Here is a 22,328-nt window from a genome sequence, read left to right on the forward strand (position 1 = left end):
GAGGTAGAGTTATTACCCATTACCCATTACCCATTACCCATTACCCATTACCAATTACCCATTACCAATTACCAATTACCCATTACCCATTAACCTACCTATTGCTAGGACGACCTGTTAAAACAGCAGGAGACAAGCTAGACCAAGATTGTTTCACCAAATCAGCCTCAGCTTGTACACTACCCAAGTAGTTACCCGCTGGTAAAGAGGGATAGCGTTTGTAAGGTACTACGTCTTCACCAAAATAACGAGCATATTCAGGACTATTGACAATTCCCTCTACAGCAGCCCTTAAACCGCTATCAGCCAATAATTTGTTGTATTGACGGATTTCGCTCTGGGTAGCTGGTGCGCGTCCCAACAGGTGACGGAATAAAAATTCAATTACCTTGGTATTGGGATAAGGAGTATAGAACCGTTTGCGATAGATTTCGGAACTAGCTAATTCCAGGACAAACTCACGCACGGTAATTTCACCATTACGTAATTTGCTATCTAAGTCAGAACGACGGAAATAACCAGGAACTTGACCACTAAATACGTCCATTACCTGACAGTAAATAGCATTAATTACCTGATTGGTTTCCGGGGAATTTGTGCCAGTAGTAGCGCGGTAAATCCGAATTGGTTTACGTCTGCTTGTGCCTACACCAACTTCTACAGACTGTCCACGTCCATCATTGAAAGAGCGACCCAACTCAATAAACAAGGGTTTAGTCTTGTCCATTTTCTTACTTTGGGCTGCTAAATCAGCGATCGCCTTCGCCAAAATTGGTGTATTCTCAGTTTTAATCCGAGGCTTAACTGTTTTAAAGCTGGGAACAACCAAATCATCATTTTGCTTAGTTAGCTGGTTGTAAAGCTTTTCAGTATTGGGGAAGTTAGCAGCAGGTAAAGTGGGGAAGCGACGGTAAGGAACAGTATCTTCACCGAAGACTTGACGATATTCCACACTCTCCACCATAGAGCTAATAAAGGCACGAATACCTTGAGTAGCGAGAATTTGGTTATATTTGCGGATTTCTGCTTGATCAATAGGTGCGCGACCCAAGAAATGCTTAGTACCCAACTCAATTACTTTCGTGTTGGGATAAGGTGTATAAAACTCCTTCAAGTACAGGTTAGAGTAACCCAAACTTTGAATAAATTCCTTCACCGTAATTTCACCATTCACCAACTTACTTTCTAGACTCGTGAACTCGTTGAGAGAAATGTAAGGAGCAATATCTCGCTCGAAAATCTGCCGATAAGCACCGCTAATTACAGTATCAACAGCAACCTTATCATTACCAACTGCTGTTAATTTAAAGACCTTAGTTTGTTCACGTTGCTTAGTAACACCTTGATTAATGCGGAAATTAATATCTGGTTCAGTCCGCATTGCTGTAACTGCACCCAATTCCACAAAGCGCGGGGTTGCTTGTTTTTCAACATTGGCCAAATCTTCGCGGATAGTACCCACGCGCAACTGACGTAAAGACACACCAGCAGGAGTTAAATAGCGTTCGTAAGGAACAGTATCTTCATTGAAAGCTTGGCTGTATTCATCACTGTCAATGATAGCATCAACAACAGCATAGAAACCCTTCTTAGCCGCAATATCAAAATACTTATTGTTCTCTTCCCGACCATAGGTAGGACGACCTAATAAGCGACGGTGAATATACTCAATCGCTTTACACACATAGAGAGAAGTCCAATACATCTTGCGGAATAAATCCGACTTAGCCAATATCCGTACAAACTCACGGACAGTGATTTCGCCGTTTTCCAGCTTAATTTCTGCAACTTTCAGCCGTTGACCTTCATAAACATCACGACCGAAAACTTGTAAATATGTAGCCTTAATTACCGCTTGGGTAGAACTTTCAGAGAACTTAACACTTGCTCCCTTAGCGGCTTTTTTGCCAATAGTTCCTGGTAATTGGTCTAATTTGAAGACTTTAGCTCCTAGAGTCCCTGGAGCTACACCACGGGCTTTAGGGTTACTAAGTTGATTATTGATACCAGGTCCTTGGTGAATCAAAATCCGGCGGGTATCCTTACTAAAAGGTGCTGGACTGCTGCTGGGGTTGCGAGTTTCTTTCGGGAAAATCGCCCCAAATTGAATTTCCAAGGGATCATTACCAGAACCATAAGGATGTTGATCAGCTAATGGCTGTTCATAAGCCGCAAAAGTTGTAATAAATTGAGGTACTTTACGGAAAGGCGCACTGTATTTAAACAGGTCTTGCTGTGGTCCCCAGTTGCGACACTCTTGAGCTTCTTGACCCAGACCCCGAATGTAGGGTACTGTTTCTTCGCCAAAGTAATCGCTGTATTCGGTAGAATCTACCAAAGCATTCACCAAAGCCGCTAAACCGCCTTTAGAAACAATAGCAAAGTATTTTTGCACTTCTTCGCGGCTGGAAGGTCCCCGTCCTAAAATATGACGGAAAGCCAATTCAATTACCCGGCTGTTAATAAAAGGCTGGTAAAATTGCTTTTGGTAAAGGGGAGACTTAGCAAGACGACGAATAAACTCCCGCATGGAGATTTCGCCATTTTTAACTTTTGATTCCAAATCAGAAATAGACAAGCTATAAGCACGGGTAATATCGCGCTCAAATACTTGACGATAAGCCGCTTTGATCACCTCTGTCTTTTCGCTAGAAGACAGACCCGGCTTCATAGCGTATTTGGGACGATTTTCAGCCGCGTTAGCGTAAATTTGGGGTAGTTGTAACCCTTGTTGATCACCAGTGGGACGTTGGCGGACCTTCGTTGAAGGTGTGGGCGCTTGAAATTCTGTGAGCAATACATCCATGTACTGAGTCACAATTTCTGTAGCTGCCGCGTCTTTGCGGAAATAAGATAAAGAAGCCACTTTGATTTCCTGTAAAGCCACTATAGTCGCTTCAGAGGAACAGGCATTTTCAATAATTTCCCGTAAACCTCTGGTATTTACAGAGATGATATTAGGGTCACCAGCGACAATGGCATAAGTAGCATAGCGCAAGAACCAGGATAAATCCCGTAAGCTCTTGGCCATGTTACCCGGACCATAACGAGCGACGTTAATGGGTCTAAAGCCCGGAGGTGTCGGTCCGCCAGCAGAAGTATTGAAAATAGAACGCAGGTTTTCCAAGAAACCACCACGACTTTCAACGTAGGTGACTGTTCCTAATTTCATGCCCTCTTGCAGACTAGCATCAGCACCGACCATTGCCAATTCTCGTTCTTGAGGCTTTTCTAAGAAAGCCATAGGTGAACCACCGACAAAAATCCGGTTAGCAGCGCGAGAAACGATGATTTCGGAATTTTCTGTGAGAATTTGGGCGATTTCTAAACGTTTTGCCCCAGAGGCAAAATAACTGACCAGTTCACTTAGTTCACCTCTTCCTAAAAAGCGGTCTTGTTGTTCCGCTTGGGAAATGGTGGACACAGGTAGGGTTTGATATAGTTGCGGACGCGCAACTGAGCTTCCACCGCTTGCCTTAACACTCATTAGCTTTTTAAAACTCCTATCATAATCGTTTATGTGTTAAGCCTGAGTTATTTATTTTTAAGGCTTGACATTTTTGCGTATTTGTGAATATGACGCTGGCAAAACCCAGTAAATTAACCCAGTTCAATTTTTAGATTAGAACGTTTTGTGTTGACGCTGTTGGTTTATTAAGAAGTATGTCGAATCTGTAATCTAAATTTGATATTCCAGAAGATACATACTTCTATTTTTTGGGATGAACATAGATTTTATCCCATATTTTGCACCAATTTAATGATTAAGCTTATTCATAAAGGCAAAGAACAGACGGTAGACAAAAATGATCAAGGCTATATTGATACCAGCTTGGTAAACCGCTATCTTATTTTTGTGGTTATTGATGAGTTAAAGCGTAACTAAATTATATATGTATAAATATTAAAAGGTATGCCCACCTATAATATTTTAAATGACTGATTTTGTCAAATTTAAATGCTAAACAGTTTATTAAATAAACGATTATCTATAATGGTGTGCTTTGCATTAAGGCAGAGATACGCAGTAACTAGTCCATGGTTTGATAAATTATGTGTAAGGACTAAGCTATTACTAGATTTAAATATAAACTAACGCATAGCATTTGAAATTGATATAAATAATAAAAAGTAAATTTATAAATATAAGCATAAGCATAAAGCATATCCCTGACTTCTTCGAGAACAGGAGCGACGCAAGGGTGGCAGTAAAAATTATAATTTTTCTTTCGTAGTCAGGGCTTTAGCCCTGATTTTGTTCACTTAATATCTCAAAAAGAGGATTAAAGTTCTGACTACGGGGAAAAAGCAAAAGAGGACTTTAGTCCTCACTACGTTAATCAATACTTATTAGTAAATCCTCACTAAACTAAACTTTTACAGTTTCTTGAGACTCTTGATGAATTGTTTGTGGATAATCTTCTTTTTGGAAGTAGTAATAGCTATGGGGTTCATTTTTAACGATGACACTATTAACCACCTGTCCTAAGACATTTTGTCCAGATTTTGCTAATAGTTCCCTAGCAAAAGTAGCATTAACAGAATCAACAATACCAGGACGAACTACTAATAAAACACCGTCGGCCATTTGTCCTAAAGTAACAGCATCAGCAGCGACATTTAAAGCTGGAGTATCAACAATTACATAATCATATTTATCAGAAAAATTTGCCATTAAAGTTGCCATTCTCTGAGAATCTAGAAGAGAGGCCGGACTAGGAGGAACTATGCCAGAAGTTAAGATATCCAAGTTAGGCATGACTTTTTTGATAGTAGCAGTTATTTCCTCTTCTTTAATAATTAAATTACTTAAACCTTGATTATTCATCAAGTCCCAAATTTTATGCTGAACTGGACTGTGCAAATCTCCATCTATTAGTAAAACTTGACGGTCCATTTGTGCCATTGCTGTAGCTAAATTGGCTGCTACCGTTGATTTACCTTCTTTGGGTACAGAACTGGTGACAACAATAACTTTTAGCTCTTTATCAGCACTCATGAAATTGAGATTTGCCCTTAACATTCGGTAAGATTCACTAATGGAAGAACGGGGGAAATCTCGAATGATAATACTTTGATTATAGGGATCACTTTCATCCTGATTGCTAGAGGATCTTTTCCACTTACTGGCTGTAGGAATAACTCCCAATAAAGTCAGTTCCAGTAATTCTTTAGCTTCATCAACAGTCTTAATAGATTTATCTTGCCGTTCTAGAATATATATAGTAATCAAGGCCGCCAATATACTAATTAAGGCTGAACTTAGATAAGAACCCATAGCAGAGAAGGTAGATTCATCAGGAATTTGTGCTTCAGATATCTTAGTAGCATTACCTAAATTTTGATTTTCGGCTATTCTGCTTTCCTGTAACTTTTGAAGTAACAGGGAATAGGTAGATTGTGCTGCCTGTAGTTTACGTTCTAACTGACGCTGTTGTTCTTCCAATTTGGGTAAATTATTCAATCTTTGTTTATAAGCAAATTGTAAATTTAATAAAGAATTGACTTGACTTGCTAAACCTAGACGGTTAGATTCTAATTCCACGAGTCTAGTAGAGAGTTGCTGTTGTAATGCACTTAATTGTAAATTACCTTGTGGTTGTAGTTTATTTTTACCTAATGCTTGAGCTATCCTCTGATCAATAACCTTGTTTAAAGAGATTATTTTGTCTCGCAGGTCTATAATTTCTGGATGACTATTCTCCAAAATAGTTTGCCTATTTGCCAATTTTGATTGTAGCTGTTGGATTTCTTTAAGAATATCTTGTATTCCAGAGATTTGACTAATAGAAGTCATTAATAATGCCTGTTCTGGACTCATTCCCAATTGTTGACTTATTACCTGAGATTGGGATTTAATATTAGCCAATTGAGATTGAGTATCGTTCATTCTTAATTGCAAATTAGCCATGATTTCTACTGCTTGAGTGGCTTCTTCCTGTAAAGAAACAATCTTATTTCTCTCTTTAAAACCTGCTAATTCAGATTCAGAGCGACGCATGACTAATTCGGCTTGTGGTAGTTGTCTTTCTATAAATTTGCGAGCTGCGGCTGCTTCCGCTCTGCGTGAAGATAAATTCTGCTCCAAATAAACTTTGATTAGCTCATTTACAACTTGAGCAGCAGTTTTTGGGTTACTATCTGTGTAGGTAATTTGCAGAACATCAGCACCTTTAACTTCTTTGATAGTGAGGTTTTTGAGAAATAGCTTAGTTTTTAAAGCCTGTCCTTTATCATCTTTGAGTTCTAAACTGTTAATAGTTTTCTCTATTACCGGAAAAGAACGTATTATTTCTACTTCTGTGTTCATGGGATTACTTTGTTCCATGAGAGGAACTAATTTGCCTATTTCTGTTCCTAGTCCGGTCATAGAAGAAGTAGAATTATTTCTTTGAAAACGTAACTTACCTTCTGCTACATAAACAGGTTTTTTCAAAGACGTTGCTAACTGTGATATCCCAAAAACAACAATACTAATAGATAAAGTTGCTAACCAACGACGTTTGAGAATTGTCCAATATTTTGCCGGTGATATAGAGGATTCTTGTAGTTCCATAATCATTAAATTTGGGTATTTTTAAGTTGTCGAGTAAATAGCTGTAATAACAGAAATTACTCTTTCTAAATCTTCGTCTGTTAGATTAGAACCAGAAGGTAAACAAAGACCGCGCACAAATAAATCTTCCCCGACCTCACCACCAATACATTCACATTCAGAAAACACAGGTTGGAGGTGTAATGGTTTCCATACAGGACGAGCTTCAATTTGTTGTTTAGCAAGTTGAAGACGAATATATTCTCGATCTGCACCAAAAGCCTCGGTCGCAACTGTTAAAGCCGTTAACCAGCGTGTGGAATGTCCAAAATTAGCTTCGGGCATAAATTCGATTCCTGGTAAATCTCCCAAAGCAGATTGATAAATTTCAAAATTGCGTCGTCTCGCTGCTACTCTTTCATTTAAAACTTGTAATTGACCACGACCGATACCTGCTAAAACATTACTCAGACGATAGTTATAACCGATTTCTGAATGTTGATAATGGGGTGCAGGATCACGGGCTTGAGTTGCTAGAAATTTGGCTTTCATAACTAATTGATCATCATCAGAAACTAACATTCCTCCACCAGAAGTAGTGATGATTTTATTACCATTGAAAGAGTAAATACCAATTCGCCCAAAAGTACCAGGAGAAAGTCCTTTGTAGGTAGCACCTAAAGCCTCGGCTGCATCTTCAATTAGGGGAATATTATATTGATCACAAACTTGGAGAATAGGTTCAATATCTGCACTTTGACCATACAAATGTACAAGGATAACTGCTTTTGGTAATTTACCAAAATAGGCACGTTTTTGTAAAGCTTCCTGCAACAATTCTGGGTTCATATTCCAGGAAATGCGATCGCTATCAATAAAAACTGGTTTTGCGCCTAAGTAAATGATAGGATTAGCAGTAGCAGCAAAGGTTAAAGTAGAACAAAAAACCTCATCTCCTGACCCTACACCAACTAATTGTAAGGCTAAATGTAAAGCCGCAGTTCCCGAACTGACAGCAGCAGCATAACCAGCGCCAGTTATTTGACAAAATTCTTGTTCAAAAGCATCAACATGAGGACCGACTGGAGCAATCCAATTAGTATCAAATGCTTGTTTTACGAATGCTAATTCTTGAGATCCTATATGGGGAGTTGAGAGAAGAATTGGTTTATTCATATTCACCTAAATAGCGCGTTTGCTGCTGAGTAATTTAGATTTGCCATTCAGGCATTTTCCGGTATTTAAATCAAACTCGTAGTGATGACCTAGACAGCGCAGAATCCCTCCAGGTAAAACCTCTCCTACCTCCTGTAAGTCAAAACCTGCATGGGGACAATGGCGCTGTACCAAGTAATTACTTCCGTCGCAATGGATTGTAATTTGCTCTTGAAAATCCACTGAGTTTTCATAATCTTCTACAGCTTGTAGAGACCGAGAACAAGCAAATTTCAAGAGTCCTAAAAGATGGTCATTGTAGATATCTGGATTTCGCCATACCTGAAATCGTAAGGACAAAAAGAAGTCTTCCCAAGACAAGGAACCATCTAACAAAGAAGGAAGCCATCTTGAGGCAAAACGGTATCCATAACTACATTCACCCATCTCTTCATATACCCCTTCTAAACCGGGTCGAAAATCAACCGCCCATTTCCCCCCTCCAGGTCCTGTGATATCAAAGCCAACTCGCATCTTGATTTTGCTGTTGAAGTAAGGACTCATTGCTAAAAGACGCTGGAAATAGTCGCAAAATGGTAAGTAAAGAGATGCGGTAGGTTGAGGGTAACGAGCCTTTAAAGCCAGAAGATTACCAGTTCTGGATTCAGCATAGTCTTGCACATAGGAGGTGCGATTGCTAAAGTGAAAATCATCCCAGATAGGATCGGCTGTTTTTTGATTTGTAGTCACATCAAAAGCATCACCTGGGAGCAAAATCATAGTATTTTTAATTCCCTCCTGCCCCAACCAGTCTACTACCTGCTGTTGATCTGGGAAAATTCCGGCTTCGATCTCTGCATTTGCCCAAGTCAGTTCTGAATCAAGGAAACAGGGAGGACCAGCACAAGGCATAACTGTGACTGGTTCAACAATAGTAATCGCCCGTTCCATGTACTTAAATTTAGCTAGGCGCTTATTCTGGGAAAGTTCTTTTTTACGCTCTTTGGGGTACTCGTAACAGATGGGATACCAAGAAGCTCCTGCTCCTTGCAGTGCTAACACATCAATTACTCCACCTACTTTGTTACGGATGCTGCTAAGTTGAGATCCTGACAAGCGAGCATCATTGAGATTAAGTAGAGTCTGCTCCTCAGCAACAATAACCACCGCCGAATCATGGTTCATTGGTGACTGTTCTGATACAAAGAAAATACTAATGCTCTCAGCTATTTCTATTGGTTGCCACTGAGGTAATTCGATAATTTCCTTTAAACCAGCAGCAGCAATTTTTCTTTTTAAGACTGGTGAGGGATAGTCAGGAATAATAATAAGTGTATTTGCTGGTATTTGGGACAAAAACCAAGGGTCAAGGTGATCTAAATGCTCATGAGAAATAGCGATGGCCGTTGGTTGCAGCAGTGCAGGGGTGATCAAATGTTGGTTAGCTGGGTACTGAAACCATGAACCCAGAAACGCCCCTTCGGGTGAAAACCAAGGATCAATTAGCACTTTAGCATTTCTAGTTTCTACTTGGAGGCCTGCATGACCGAGAGAAATAATTTTCATAGGGAATAGGGAATGTGTAGGGGTAATTATCCGTAGTTAAGCTGATCCTCTTTTACCTCTTGCGTCAATTAAAATTAGCTTCTCTAATCGCCCGAGCCGGCACACCTGCGACTATGCTGTTTGGCATCACATCTTTCATTGCTACTGAACCAGCACTGACAGTAGCCCAAGCACCAATTGTAACTTTTGGAAATACAATGCTTCCCAGCGCTAGAAATGCTCCCTCATTAGCTGTTGCACCACCGGCAAGGTGGGAGAGTGCTAGATGTACATAATCTTCGACGCAGCAGTCATGATCAACGCTAGATTTAGTATTAATAATTACGTGCGATCCAATTAGGGAATATGGATGGACTATAGCACCTGCACAAACTATAGTACCTACGCCTAAACTAACTTCAGGGTGAACATAAGCATAGGGATGAACTACTGTTATCCAATTAAGATTTAATTCTTCTACTAAACGCTTTCTTACCTCATTTTCACCTATACCAATGATTGCATGAGAAAAATCGTTATATTTAAGCTCGCCCAGTGGACCAACAACGGGAATACCAAAAATATGCTTTCCCCTCTTTTGCAGATCATCATCGTAAAAACCTACTACTTGATGTCCTGCGGCCATGAGCGTACTTGCTACTACTTTGGCATGACCTCCTGCTCCAATCACAGCTATTCTTTCTTTATTCATAAGATTGTGAAATTATAAGCAAGTGACAATTAAATCTTCTACTTCAATAATGATGTTGCTCAAAGATAAACCTACTCCAAACCCAGTTAGACACAACCGACCACTAATTTTATTTATGCCTTGATTTAAGGCATAACGACTAATAGCAATGGGGATAGATGCACTACTGGTATTACCTATTCCTTCTACAAAAATAGGAACTTTTTCTTCAGGAAGTTTTAATTTCTTACGGATATAATCAACCATAAATTTATTAGCTTGGTGAAACACAAATAAATCAATATCTTCATGGCTTAAATTGCAATTTTTTAAAGCTATGTTAACAACTTCAGGAACTTCTTTAATTGAAAATGAGAAAACGGCAGCACCATCCATAATTAAATCATTTTCACTTCTATAGCTACCATCTTCTTGGATTTTGACAATTTTCGTATGTTCTGTAGTTGGTGTTTTCATACCACCAGCAGGAACTATTAACTTATTATAATCACTAGCAATAGTTCGCCAGCAAGCTGTTAGTCCTTTCCCTTTTTCATCAAATTCTAAAATACAGGCAGCCGCTCCATCACCAAATAACAACCTCTCGGTTTTATCTTGAGGATTGACTAGCTTTGTAAGTGTATCTCCAACCACAAGTAATCCACATTTAATATCACCATTACTAATTAATTTTCCCAGGACAATTAGACCATGGGTAAATCCGGCACAACCAGCATTGATATCAAGAGTTAAAACACTTGTTTTTAGTCCTAATTGATGAGATAATAGAAAAGAATTTCCCGGAATTAAATAATCTGGAGTTTGGGTAATACACACTAGACAATCTATATTTTTTTTGCTAATATTTGTAGTTTTTAAAAGGTTTTTTATAGCTTGTAACATCAGATTAAAAGCTGTAATTCCCTCACCAGCAACCTTTCTACTATAAATACCAATTGTTTGACTAACTCTTTCTATATCTTCATCATCTAACACATCGGATAATTGATGATTAAATTCAATTTTTTCAGGTAAAGCGATCGCAATGCCTCGCATACTGATATTAGGAATACTTATTTTATTCATAGCATTTCCTTAACTTGAGAACGAATTTTTTTGTAGCGATGATTGTGATGTTCACTAGAGTGTAAATAAACCTTAACTGGAATTTTATAACTTTGTAACTTTTCTTGACAATAGGATTGAATCAGTTGTCTCATTTTCCGTTCGTCAATTGATAAATCTGTGGGTTTAACTACAGCAACAACTATATTTCCCGTAATTGCATTCGCTTCACCAAAAACTGTTACTTGATCAATTTCCGGCATTTGGATTAAAATATTCTCTATTTCTTGGGGAAAGACTTTTAAACCACCGACAATAATCATTTCTGATTGACGGCCAAGTATTTTAAAATAATCCCCTTTTGTTTCTACCACATCTCCTGTATTTAACCAACCTTGATCATCATAAGGATAGGGAGCATTCAAATAACTAACCATAGCTGAATTAGTTTTTATCCAGAGGATATTATCTACTATTTTTACTTGGTAATCTTCCCCACCTAACTTAACCCATTTACTTTCAGAACTTTCACTTTTAGTGGGTAATATTCCTAATTCTGATAGTCCATAAGTCTGTTTTAAACTTACCCCAGGAAAAGCATTAGCTAAAGCCAATAATGTATTTTCTGGCATTACTTCTGTGCCATAACTAATAATTTTTAAAGAACTTAAATCATAATTTTTATAAGACTCTGACATCAAAAGTAAATTCAGAAAAGTTGGAGAGACTGGCAATAATTCTATATGACAACTTTCAATTAATTGACAGATATTTTCTGGTTTTCTATCATCCGTTAAGACTGTTATTCCTCCATTAGATAATTGATATAATAGAGTGTTGATTCCTCCAATATGATCCAGGGATAAAAATGCTAAAGTATTGAGGGTTTTTCTGCCATGATTATATTTTGATAATAATTTATCACAATCATGAAGCATTCCTTTGGGTGTGCCGGTAGAACCAGAAGAAAATAAGATAATTCCCGCTGATTCCCCTTTAATGAATTGAGATAAAGTAGTATTATCTACAATAGTTTTTAAATCTTGAATTACTAACTTTTCTTGTTTATCAATTGACAGAATATACCGAAGATTAGCGATATCAAAATATCTTTTTTGTTCTTGCTGATTAATTACACCTAAAGGGACTAAGATATTTTTTAGCCGCATGAGTGCGAAGAATAAGGCTATAATTTCCGGGGAATAATCTCCTTGAAAACCAACAACAGATTTTTGTATACCTTCCTCTGACAAAATATAAGACCAGTATTCTATTCGTTCTAAAATCCAATTATAACTATAATTTCGATTATTCAAGATTAAAGCAGTTTTATGATCATAATCTGCGAAATAGGAGAAAAATCTCTCAAGATTCTTCATGAAACACCTCCAAGATAAATAACTTGTCCTGTAATGTATTGACTAGCTTCACTAGCAAAAAAATCAATCACATTTTCCACATCTTTAAATTCTCCTAAACGACTTAAAGGCATTTTATTAACAAGATTTTGAATTTTTTCTGGAGATACTTTAGCAATCAAATCTGTCATAATTGGTGAAGGTCCAATAACGTTAACTGTGATGCCAAATCTAGCAACTTCTCTCGCAAAAACCCGAGAAAATTCTTCAATAGCTGCTTTACTAGATGCGTAAATTGCCTCTCCTTCAATGTGCATAGGAACAGCAACAGAACTAAAGTTGATAATTCTACCATAGTTTTTTTTCATCATCAACTTAGTGCTTTCCCGCGACATATTAAAAACACCAATTATATTGATATCAAGTATCTCTTTAGCAGTAGTTTCTGGCATCAACATAGAAGGATTCATTGACGCGATACCTGCATTATTAATCAGTATATCTAAATGATCAAACTTTTTTCTGATTTCTTGTATAACTCCTTTAACATCATTAATATTAGTAACATCTCCTCGATAATGATAGTATTGTTTGTGTTGCAAAGATGATTCAGAACGAGCGAAACCACAAACAATAGCTTCTTGTTCTAAAAAATGTTTTGCTAAATGCAGTCCAATACCTTTAGTTGTGCCAGTAATTAAAACAATACGGTCTTGATAAAGACTATTTTGAAGATTTTTCATGGTTGAAGATTAGATGAGATTACCTACTATATAATCTGTCAATGTCCTAATAGATAAAAATGGACTTTTACCCTGGGACATAGTATGCTCATTAGCTAAGGTAATATTCAGGTTAAATGTATCTGCAATATAATCTTCAATCAGAACAATAATATTGACAACGTGCATAGAATCAAAAGGCGAATTTCCTCCTAAGATTCTCGTTTCTTCATCTAATTTTTTTGGCAAATTAATATTTGACTTATTTCCAACTTCTGCAAATGCCCTTTTGATGATTTTGACAACTTCTTCTCTCTTCATCTCTAACATCTTATTCTCCTTGATTATTAAAATTACTGACAACTAATTACTTGATTGTCATTTCTATAGACCAAATCAATGAGGTCTTTAATCGTTTTACTCTCAACTATAAGATTAACAGGAATAGATTTCTGAGCATAACTATCAATGATTGATATTACCGATAGTATAGCCACTGAGTCCCAGGCATCTCCTAAGTTTTCTAGTAATGTTTCTTCTGTAAGTTCTGCACTATTTATTTCCATCGCTTCACCTAATATTTCTAGTATTTCTTGGCGATTTTTCATATTTATACATCCTAAATTATATTTATTTACTAGTCTATCTAATAAATAAAAATGAGCAGTTATTAATAACTATACTCAATGCGTTCAAATAGTCTCGTCAATTTGGCACTTTATTGATAAATGAAGATTGAGAATCAAAAAATAAATTTGTCAATTCCAGAAATTGGGATTTGAGATTTGAGATTTTAAAGGAATTGACCCACACCCCTTATTCTCACTTCTTATAAAAGCAGAAACAATAATCTCCAAATCTCAAGTCTAAAATCTTCTAGGGTCTGCAATTATTCACCTGTATTAATAGTCATAATTTATCCGCATATTCCCACTATCTCAACTTTTTCATGACGGGATTTATTTGCACAGATTTGACCCAATGGTGTGAACTGATTCGCGGAATTAGTGATGATATGCCCAGAAATGTCGAGTATAGTTGGAGCTTGGAACAAAGTAATCAATGGTAAATCTACATTAAATACTGAGCGAATTTCTCCAATTAATCTCACAGCAACCAGGGAATTACCTCCCAAATCAAAGAAACTATCTTGAGTTCCCACGGTGGAAATCTGAAGCACTTTTTGCCAGATTTCTATCAGAGTTTGTTCAACATGATTTTGGGGTATTATGGTGCTTACAGTATCCCCAGTCACAGGTGCTAACATGGGAGCAGGTAAGGCCTTGCGGTCAACTTTATGGTTGGGAGTCAGGGGAAACTTCTCCAGAACAACAAAGTTAGAAGGAACCATATACTCAGGTAAGTGGGAAAGCAAGTATTCTCTCATACTTGCATGACATTGGTTGTTGTCCTGGTTGGAAATATAGGCTACAAGTCGCTTATCCCCTGGGATATCTTCACGAACAATAATTACAGCTTCTTGTACTGCTTCATGTCGGCTTAAAATTGTCTCAATTTCTCCTAATTCAATCCGATATCCACGTATTTTTACTTGAAAATCTATGCGTCCTAAAAAGTCTAAAATACCATCTCTGCGGTAGCGAACTAAATCCCCAGTTCGGTATAAACGGGCGTTAGTGTCCCTACTAAAGGGATGGGGGATAAATCTTGACTGAGTTAATTCTGGTCTGTTTAAATACCCGCGCGTCACCCCTACACCACCAATATATAGCTCACCAGCCATACCAACAGGCACAGGTTGCTGATTATTGTCCAGAACGTATAACTCAGTATTGGCAATGGGACGACCCAGGGGAACAACTCCATTGACTTGAGCTAAAGTATGGGTTGCAGACCAAACAGTGGTTTCTGTTGGTCCATACATATTATGAATTTGTCCGGGAATTATCTGCTGAAGTTCCTTTGCTAAAGCTTCGGTAAAAGCCTCACCACCGATCATTAAATTAGATAACTGCGATAAAGCTTGGCGGTTGGGGGTGTCTGCAATCAGTAAACTAGCCATAGAAGGAGTAGATTGCAGATGTGTCACCTGGTGACTCTTAATCAAATCGGCTACGGATTCAGTGGTAGGTTGAGAGGCGATTCGTGCTTTCAATTCATTCAGTAGCGGTAATTGAGATAGTACCGTATCCGTATCCACACCATAATCAATCAGACAGGCAATTTCGTTAACACCAATCGCTTTAATTCGATCTACCATCTGTACACAGGTATCCACCGTTCCAAATAAACTACTAGTTTCAAAATAGCGTTCAAAGGAGAAATCTAGTACCTCATTCATATCTGGGTCAGACAAATGGGACACCGAAAACTGTCCCTTCTCATTCGTGGTTTTCTGCTTGAATGTGGGGAAAGACCAGGCCGCAAGCTTGATTAAATCCAAAGAACTGGCCAAGTATTGCCGCATTGGCTGCCGCACAAGTTCCTTCACTTCTTCCTTACTTTCCCCCACATAAGTATGTATCATCAAGCTAACAATTCCCTCGCCAGAATGTCCATTCTCTGCATAAGCTTGACGATAAATGGCAATTTTGGCCGCTAATTCTTCTAAACTTTGTCCCAGTAAGTGAGTTAAAATATTAAAGCCCTTAGCTCCCGCCTCACGAAAAGTCTCTGGATTACCTGCGGCTGTGATCCAGATTGGTAGTGTCGGTTGAACGGGACGTGGTAGGGTTTGCACAAAAAACCTTTCTCCCTTTCCGTTCGTAAGCTCAAGGCTTTCTCCCCGCCAAAGTGCCTGTACCTCCTCTATTTGCTCAAACATGATTTCCTTGCGGTTGGCAAATCTATCAGGATACAGCGCGAAATCGTTGGGTTGCCAACCAGCCGCAAAAGATATGCCTACTCGACCATTGGAGAGATTATCTACTAAAGACCAATCTTCCGCCAGACGAATTGTGTTATGTAGTGGAGAAACACAGCTACCAGCCCGGATTTGAATGTCTTTAGTGATGGTAGCGATCGCTGCACTACTGACCACTGGATTGGGGAATAAGCCACCAAAAGCGTGAAAATGACGTTCGGGAGTCCAAACTGCTTTAAACCCATGAGTATCGGCAAATTTAGCCCCTTCTAGTAATAAGCGATATTTGTCCGCAGCATCTTCACCCTTCTCATGGCTAGAAAAGTAGAAAAGACTAAAATCTATGGATTTAGAGCGATTTTGCTGTTTTAAACTGGCGGAAGTAGCAGGTTTCCGCTCTGCTTTGGGGTCATAAATTACTACTTTAAATCCCCGTGCTAGAGTCCAGAGGAGTTCTAGGACTGAAATATCAAAGGACAAACTGGTTACAGCTAACCATACTCCTGGTGGTTCATGGTTAATGACTGCATCCATTCCCGTGAAAAAGTTAACCACGTTTCTATGTTCTACCATCACACCCTTGGGTTTTCCCGTAGAACCAGAGGTGTAGATGACATAACTGAGGTTTTCTGGTTTAACTTCTGTATGGGGATTCGTCGTCGGTTGTTGGCTAATTTCTGCCCTGATTGCATCAATGGGAATAATCCTCAGATTCCCCATTTCCCGCGTGGGGCAATCTTCCCTGGTTGCTGCTAAATTGGTTAAAATAATGGGTGCTTGGGAATCTTCTACCATGAAAGCCAAACGCTCTTGAGGAAAATCAGGGTCTAGGGGAAGATAAGCCCCTCCAGCCTTATGAATTGCTAATAACCCGATCATCATTTCTAGCGATCGCTCCATCAGCAAACCCACCAACACATCCGGTCCAACTCCCTGTAAAATTAAGTAATGCGCTAATTGGTTAGCTTGTGTGTTTAATTCCCGATAAGTTAATTGTGCTTCTTGAAAAACCACAGCAATAGCATCAGGAGTCCGCTCTACTTGTTGCAGCACTAAATCATGAATACATTTATCTGCGGGGAAAGGTTGTGCAGTCTGATTCCATTCCTCTAAAATCTGCTGTTGTTGGCTGAGGTTAAGAATTGGTAACTTATCTAAAGATTGATCGGGATGTTCTAAACAAGCAGAGATAAAAACCTCCAGTTGTTGGACAATTTGCCTAGAGTCCGCATCACTCAATTCCCCCCTATGTACCAACTCACTGTCACTCCCATCCTCATAAGCCACAAAGGCCATAGAAGCATTCATAAAATCCCAGTCAGCCAAATCTTTTAAAGCATCGGGAGCAGGAACAGATGCGATCGCCACAGGAAAGATTTTCGGCAACCACGGGGAGTTGCCCCTACAAAAAAGATTCCGCCCGTATTCCGTATCATGTAATTCAGGATAACGTCCTAATAGCGTATGTCTAAAACTACCTAAATTATTTATATAATTTAAATCCGCTGATAATCGCCCTTGAAAATCTCTAAAAGATACTTCCTTTTCAAAATTCACACGGAAAGGAACTATTTGCGAAAATAATTCAGGAGTAACACCGCGCTGAAATTGTGTTTGCAGTCCTAAATCAAATTCCCCACTTGATTCTGCGGCTAATCGCACACAATAAGCTGCAAACATCACCAGTAGATTCTTTGGTTCTACAGGTGCATTGGACAAAATCCGATAACGTTGCAGTTGGGGAGATGAAAACTCTGGTAATTGATGGGATATTTCTCGCCCTAAATAGGGATGTTGAAAAGGTGTAAACTTTGTCAACCTTTCAACCCAAAATTGTTCATAACGAGATAAAGCAATATTCCGCTGACTAATTGCCTTTTTGGTTTCTGCATTAATTACGGGTAAAACATCACCAACCCGCACACCATAATATTGTTGCAATTCTTGGTGGGAAATATCTTTTCCATTTAATGTTTTTAAATTACCAAATTCCACCGCCCCGTCTATAGTAGCAATACTAATTCCTTCCGCATTTAAAATCAGAACTTGTCCAGGAGTTCCATGTTCAGAGATGATTGGCCGGGCAGAACCGACGACGACAACCCCTCCTGGTAGCCAGATTTTAGGTTGACCTAATTCATTGCGATAACCTGCCTGGCCTAGCCATACCGGACCAAAATCCAAAGCCCTAACTAAATTGCAAATATCTTTACTGCTGACATCATAAGATATTAGGGAAATCGGACGATGTTCATAACCAAAATAAGTTCGTTGGGATAAATCCTGGGGTATTGGTTCAACATTACCAGCGATTAATTCTGCCGTCAGTTCATCAAAAGAAGCGATCGCAGCATCAAAGCAACTAATATTTAAAGTAAAGGCCGTATCATCTGGGCGAATTGGCACTATTTTTTGTTTAAAAATAGGACCAGCATCAATGAAATCTTTTTTTGGCGAGTGAACGACTTGATGCCAAGTGACAGCGTGTTCGGTCTCACCGTTTAGTAATGCCCAGGAAGTTGCGTATAAACCAGCGTATTTAGGTAGTGGGGCATCATGATAATTAATAGTCGCTTTTTTTGCTCTAGCAATTACATTTTTGGGAATAATCCATTGAACATTATTAATACTAAAAAGATAGTCATATTCAACACTCAAAAGTCTTTTGTGAAAAAGATTGCGAGAACTTATGTATTCAATTGCATGACTTTCACACCATGCTTGTAATGAATTATCCGGTGAATATACTCCTAATAATTGGCAGTTTTTGAGTAATAAAAGTTCTAAACAATTGATAGATAAATTCCCATTTCCAACAGCAAAACAGCAAAAACCAGTCATAAATTATTCTCTCCCTTAAATATGAATAAGATTACTAGGAACTTGAAATTTTGGAGTTTCTCCTGGGGAGTAAACTGCTTGATCTTCCGTATTAGCAAGAATTATTGACCCCGCACCAATAATATTTTCTTTGCCAATATTTATGGAATTTCTAATAGTAGCATTCATGCCAATAAAAGTGTATTCTCCTACGATTACTCGTCCACCAAAAACAACATGAGAAGCAATGAAACAATGATTATTAATTATCGAATGATGTCCAATATGATTACCACCAGCAAGAATACAATTATCACCAATAGTCACTTGAGGTTCTATGATACTATTTTCTAAAATCAAACAGTTTTCACCTACAGATATATTATGATAATCAGCCTTAGAACTGATATAGGAAATGAAACCATATCCTCTATTTTTGGCATCATAATATTTTTCTGCCCGTAGCTTATTCAATCTTTCATAACCGAGAGGAATAAACAACTTGTATTCAGTTGGTGGATAATATTTTTCAAGTTTTTCATAAGCCACAACTGGTAAATCATGGAAACTTTCTGATGTAATGTGAGATTCATCAACTGTAAACGCAATTAATTGATAATCTGAATCATGCTGGAGATAAAAGTAAATAGTTTCTGCAAAAAAACTGTTTCCAAAAATAACAACTTTGTCCATAAAATTCCCATCCTTGACTTGATATCTATAAGACTTACGGAAATTTCACATCAAGATATGATCTCATGTTTGTAGTCAGGGCTTTAGCCCTGATTTATTTATTCTTGACCCTTACCTGATTTATTTATTCCTGACCTTTAAAATCCGGCGCAGTTGCATATCCTTCCTGACTGATATTTTCACGCTTCAGGACTTTCCAAAATGTTAATAGAAGAATTTTCAAATCTAGCCAAAGATTCCAATTGTCAATATACCAAATATCCAAGTTAAACTTTGTTTCCCAGCTAATAGCATTACGACCATTAATTTGAGCTAGTCCTGTAATTCCTGGTAAAACATCGTGACGACGAGCTTGTTCAGGAGTATAAAGTTCAAGATATTGCACACGCAAAGGACGTGGCCCGATAAAACTCATATCACCCTTGAAAACATTCCACAATTGAGGAAGTTCATCTAAGCTGGTTTTGCGGATAAAATCACCAAAGGATGTTAAGCGTTTTTCGTCAGGTAATAAATTACCTTTTGCATCCTTTTCATTAGTCATGGTGCGGAATTTATAGAAATTAAAAATCCGAGCATTTTTACCTGGACGGGGTTGCATAAATAAAACTGGACTCCCCATACGCAAATAAATAGCACCTGCTACAATTATCAGAATAGGAAAAAGAAAAATTATGCCGATAAAAGCGACAAATCTATCTAATACTAATTTGATAAATCTGCTAATCCATCTTAGGTAAGATTGATTATAATTCCTAGTTTGTGATTCGCTATTTTTCATGTTTCTCTACTCTGTTAATATTATAGATATTCATGCAGACATTTATATTCTTCTTTGCCTCTTTACACCTTGGCACGAAACAAAACCCTTATTAAAAATATAGCGAAAATCCAAAAGATAATATAGCCATATTGTCAATACCTTTAATCATTATCGGCGTTGGTGAATGCAGGTATGATTTTTTATCACGCAGAGGCGCAAAGGACGCAGAGAGTAAGAGTTTAAGAACTAGAATATTTGATTTTCATACCTCAATTCAGCAATGCCTCATTATCTTTAATTGTATAAGTATATAAATTCTTATTTCCTAATTTGGCATTAATTGGTTGATAAAGCTTAATTTTGATAGTCTCATTATCTTCTTTTTGATCATCATTAATAATTGGTATTGGTAAATATTTGTACTGTTCTCCAGCTTTAAATGTCAACTGACCATTTCCTAATTTATAATCTATACCATCATTCTTGGCTGTACCCCCTACAACTGAATAATTAACAGTTACGTTTTTCCCACTCACGTAATTTAGTTTTACTAAAGGATAATCCATATTTAAAAATTCACTTCCACTGGCTGCACTTACATGAAATTCAACTTGCGGTAATTTATTGGTCATACTATAATAAGTATTTGATGTCCAACTTGTAGAACCATTGGGACTAAACACTTTAGCTTTTACCATAGCACTTTTAGTTAGTTTAATCGGACTAGTATAAATTGGAGAATTTTGATTTGGTTCGCTATTATCAATCGTATATCTAATAGTTGCTTTGGGTATTTTACTCTCGATATTAACAAGAACTTCACCGGTGATTATTCCGTCTTTAACCGGACTAATAACAGGTTTTTCGGCTTTGAATTGTGGACTAAAAACTACATATTTTGCTGTTTTATCTTTGATGATAATGCTTGTTACTGGACGACGATCTTCATCAAAATATTTCTGTCCTGATTTTAATTTTATGGTTTGCGTTTTTCCCGTGAGATTAAAATATATAATTCCTCCTTCATAAGTTCTTGAATAAAGACGATATCCTTTACTTTTATTTATTTGCTGTTGGTCTGTTGCTGAAGAAGTAGGATTACCCAAAGCATTTTTAATTTCTATATATCGTTTTGGATCAATCTCTTGACTTTGATCATTATCCATACTTAAAAACCGATTTTCTCCACCAAAAATTAAATACCCAAGGTACATATCATGAATAAGTTCATCTCGGTCGTGTGTATGAGGTTGATAAATTTGTACTTTGTTGGTCGCAAAATTTTTCATTCGCAAATAAATTTGATAAATTTTATCTCTAGCATAATTTCCATCTTGATTATATATCTCACCAAGAAAATCTTCTAAAATAACTCCATCTGTATTCGCAAATATTTGATTATACTGAGTTTCATCAGCAATACTCCCTTCATTACAAATAATTTTAATATCTGGTGCTAATTCTTTAATTCGTTTGAAAAAATACTTGACAGATTGTAAAAAATCCTGATTATTTTGGGAAAATGGTTTCTCCCATTTAACGTTATTTATAAAATTATTTTTTTCGTCAAATACACCATATAAATTGTAATTAAAAGCGCAGTTATCCAATCCTAACCAAATATTTTGATAGGAATTTTTTTGTAGTTTATTACGGACATATTTTTTAATAAAGAAATTTATATAACGCTCATCAGCAAAATTCACACCTTGGGCTTTTTCTGTTGACAACCATTCAAAAATTACAGGTTTTTTTTGATATTTATACTTAGCAGTAACCCATAATGGTGGATGATTTTGATTTAATTCGTCAGTTTCATATTCCTTTAATTCAGCATAGGGAAAATAAGCATATTTATTTTCATCCTGAGAATGAAAGTGTTGAAAACGACCCTGAATTCCTCTAATAGCTTCTTGATTCATGGCTTCAAAACTATCATAATGAGCTAATCCTATATAAGCTCCAACTTTTGACCACTGATCATTATAAGGAAATACATAGTAAAATCCTCTTTCGTTATTAATAACTTTTCTTGTTGCTAATGCAGATAAGTTTTGTGGAAATACTCCATTTTGGAAAACTATAAAAATGCAGATAAAAAGAGCTAATAATACCGGATATTTGTTCATAATTATTGCACATTTTTTAATGTTTGTG

At 37.4% G+C, this 22,328-nt stretch carries 15 protein-coding genes; 1 reads left to right on the forward strand and 14 read right to left on the reverse strand.

Annotation, left to right across the window (positions count from 1 at the left end; all coding sequences use genetic code 11):
* Nucleotides 1–94 precede the first annotated feature (94 nt).
* A complete protein-coding gene (locus tag ACIR310F_RS0115730) occupies nucleotides 95–3,487 on the reverse strand; it encodes a phycobilisome rod-core linker polypeptide (RefSeq protein ID WP_028084654.1) in 3,393 nt (1,130 codons plus the stop codon).
* A 273-nt stretch (nucleotides 3,488–3,760) separates the two neighbouring features.
* Here ACIR310F_RS0115730 and ACIR310F_RS27395 point away from each other — a divergent pair, with 273 nt between their 5' ends.
* The gene (locus ACIR310F_RS27395) at nucleotides 3,761–3,886 is read left to right on the forward strand and encodes a hypothetical protein (protein WP_269208378.1); all 126 of its coding nucleotides are present in this window, start codon (nucleotides 3,761–3,763) and stop codon (nucleotides 3,884–3,886) included.
* 483 nt (nucleotides 3,887–4,369) lie between these two features.
* Here the strand turns inward: ACIR310F_RS27395 and ACIR310F_RS0115740 are convergent, their stop codons facing one another.
* From ACIR310F_RS0115740 to ACIR310F_RS0115800, 13 genes are all read right to left on the reverse strand, one after another.
* Nucleotides 4,370–6,556: a GumC family protein gene (locus ACIR310F_RS0115740; protein WP_155963858.1), complete on the reverse strand. Its 2,187-nt coding sequence runs from the start codon at nucleotides 6,554–6,556 to the stop codon at nucleotides 4,370–4,372.
* Nucleotides 6,557–6,577: 21 nt separating this feature from the next.
* A complete protein-coding gene (locus tag ACIR310F_RS0115745) occupies nucleotides 6,578–7,711 on the reverse strand; it encodes a DegT/DnrJ/EryC1/StrS family aminotransferase (RefSeq protein ID WP_028084656.1) in 1,134 nt (377 codons plus the stop codon).
* Nucleotides 7,712–7,717: 6 nt separating this feature from the next.
* Nucleotides 7,718–9,256 (reverse strand): Rieske 2Fe-2S domain-containing protein, encoded by a 1,539-nt coding sequence (locus ACIR310F_RS0115750; protein WP_035368166.1) that lies wholly within the window; start codon nucleotides 9,254–9,256, stop codon nucleotides 7,718–7,720.
* A 64-nt stretch (nucleotides 9,257–9,320) separates the two neighbouring features.
* Complete coding sequence (locus ACIR310F_RS0115755; protein ID WP_028084658.1) at nucleotides 9,321–9,947, reverse strand: acetyltransferase; 627 nt, start codon at nucleotides 9,945–9,947, stop codon at nucleotides 9,321–9,323.
* Between the two features lie 12 nt (nucleotides 9,948–9,959).
* Nucleotides 9,960–11,012: a 3-oxoacyl-ACP synthase III family protein gene (locus ACIR310F_RS0115760; protein ID WP_028084659.1), complete on the reverse strand. Its 1,053-nt coding sequence runs from the start codon at nucleotides 11,010–11,012 to the stop codon at nucleotides 9,960–9,962.
* On the reverse strand, nucleotides 11,009–12,370 hold the full coding sequence (locus ACIR310F_RS0115765) for an ANL family adenylate-forming protein (RefSeq protein WP_028084660.1): 1,362 nt from the start codon (nucleotides 12,368–12,370) through the stop codon (nucleotides 11,009–11,011). Before ACIR310F_RS0115765 ends, ACIR310F_RS0115760 begins: the two co-directional genes overlap by 4 nt.
* Nucleotides 12,367–13,092: an SDR family NAD(P)-dependent oxidoreductase gene (locus ACIR310F_RS0115770; protein WP_035368169.1), complete on the reverse strand. Its 726-nt coding sequence runs from the start codon at nucleotides 13,090–13,092 to the stop codon at nucleotides 12,367–12,369. The genes ACIR310F_RS0115765 and ACIR310F_RS0115770 overlap by 4 nt, the downstream gene beginning before the upstream one ends.
* Nucleotides 13,093–13,101: 9 nt before the next feature.
* Entirely contained in the window at nucleotides 13,102–13,401 is a 300-nt protein-coding gene (locus tag ACIR310F_RS22770) for a hypothetical protein (protein WP_051289687.1), read from the reverse strand.
* A 23-nt stretch (nucleotides 13,402–13,424) separates the two neighbouring features.
* Nucleotides 13,425–13,679, reverse strand: a complete 255-nt coding sequence (locus ACIR310F_RS22775) for a phosphopantetheine-binding protein (RefSeq protein WP_035368171.1) — start codon at nucleotides 13,677–13,679, stop codon at nucleotides 13,425–13,427.
* A gap of 308 nt (nucleotides 13,680–13,987) precedes the next feature.
* Entirely contained in the window at nucleotides 13,988–18,736 is a 4,749-nt protein-coding gene (locus tag ACIR310F_RS22780; RefSeq protein WP_051289689.1) for a MupA/Atu3671 family FMN-dependent luciferase-like monooxygenase, read from the reverse strand.
* Nucleotides 18,737–18,751: 15 nt separating this feature from the next.
* Complete coding sequence (locus tag ACIR310F_RS0115790) at nucleotides 18,752–19,408, reverse strand: acetyltransferase (protein WP_028084662.1); 657 nt, start codon at nucleotides 19,406–19,408, stop codon at nucleotides 18,752–18,754.
* Nucleotides 19,409–19,532: 124 nt separating this feature from the next.
* Entirely contained in the window at nucleotides 19,533–20,189 is a 657-nt protein-coding gene (locus ACIR310F_RS0115795; RefSeq protein ID WP_035368173.1) for a sugar transferase, read from the reverse strand.
* A gap of 251 nt (nucleotides 20,190–20,440) precedes the next feature.
* The gene (locus ACIR310F_RS0115800) at nucleotides 20,441–22,300 is read right to left on the reverse strand and encodes an FN3 associated domain-containing protein (RefSeq protein WP_028084664.1); all 1,860 of its coding nucleotides are present in this window, start codon (nucleotides 22,298–22,300) and stop codon (nucleotides 20,441–20,443) included.
* Between the last annotated feature and the right edge of the window lie 28 nt (nucleotides 22,301–22,328).

This window comes from Dolichospermum circinale AWQC310F (assembly GCF_000426925.1).
GTDB classification, from domain to species: domain Bacteria; phylum Cyanobacteriota; class Cyanobacteriia; order Cyanobacteriales; family Nostocaceae; genus Dolichospermum; species Dolichospermum circinale.

Coding starts and splice junctions, on each gene's coding strand:
- ACIR310F_RS27395 (WP_269208378.1), top strand. CDS start 3,761: ATGATTAAGCTTATTCATAAAGGCAAAGAACAGACGGTAGACAAAAAT.
- ACIR310F_RS22780 (WP_051289689.1), bottom strand. CDS start 18,736: ATGACTGGTTTTTGCTGTTTTGCTGTTGGAAATGGGAATTTATCTATC.
- ACIR310F_RS0115750 (WP_035368166.1), bottom strand. CDS start 9,256: ATGAAAATTATTTCTCTCGGTCATGCAGGCCTCCAAGTAGAAACTAGA.
- ACIR310F_RS0115745 (WP_028084656.1), bottom strand. CDS start 7,711: ATGAATAAACCAATTCTTCTCTCAACTCCCCATATAGGATCTCAAGAA.
- ACIR310F_RS0115790 (WP_028084662.1), bottom strand. CDS start 19,408: ATGGACAAAGTTGTTATTTTTGGAAACAGTTTTTTTGCAGAAACTATT.
- ACIR310F_RS22775 (WP_035368171.1), bottom strand. CDS start 13,679: ATGAAAAATCGCCAAGAAATACTAGAAATATTAGGTGAAGCGATGGAA.
- ACIR310F_RS0115770 (WP_035368169.1), bottom strand. CDS start 13,092: ATGAAAAATCTTCAAAATAGTCTTTATCAAGACCGTATTGTTTTAATT.
- ACIR310F_RS0115800 (WP_028084664.1), bottom strand. CDS start 22,300: ATGAACAAATATCCGGTATTATTAGCTCTTTTTATCTGCATTTTTATA.
- ACIR310F_RS0115740 (WP_155963858.1), bottom strand. CDS start 6,556: ATGGAACTACAAGAATCCTCTATATCACCGGCAAAATATTGGACAATT.
- ACIR310F_RS0115795 (WP_035368173.1), bottom strand. CDS start 20,189: ATGAAAAATAGCGAATCACAAACTAGGAATTATAATCAATCTTACCTA.
- ACIR310F_RS22770 (WP_051289687.1), bottom strand. CDS start 13,401: ATGTTAGAGATGAAGAGAGAAGAAGTTGTCAAAATCATCAAAAGGGCA.
- ACIR310F_RS0115730 (WP_028084654.1), bottom strand. CDS start 3,487: ATGAGTGTTAAGGCAAGCGGTGGAAGCTCAGTTGCGCGTCCGCAACTA.
- ACIR310F_RS0115760 (WP_028084659.1), bottom strand. CDS start 11,012: ATGAATAAAATAAGTATTCCTAATATCAGTATGCGAGGCATTGCGATC.
- ACIR310F_RS0115765 (WP_028084660.1), bottom strand. CDS start 12,370: ATGAAGAATCTTGAGAGATTTTTCTCCTATTTCGCAGATTATGATCAT.
- ACIR310F_RS0115755 (WP_028084658.1), bottom strand. CDS start 9,947: ATGAATAAAGAAAGAATAGCTGTGATTGGAGCAGGAGGTCATGCCAAA.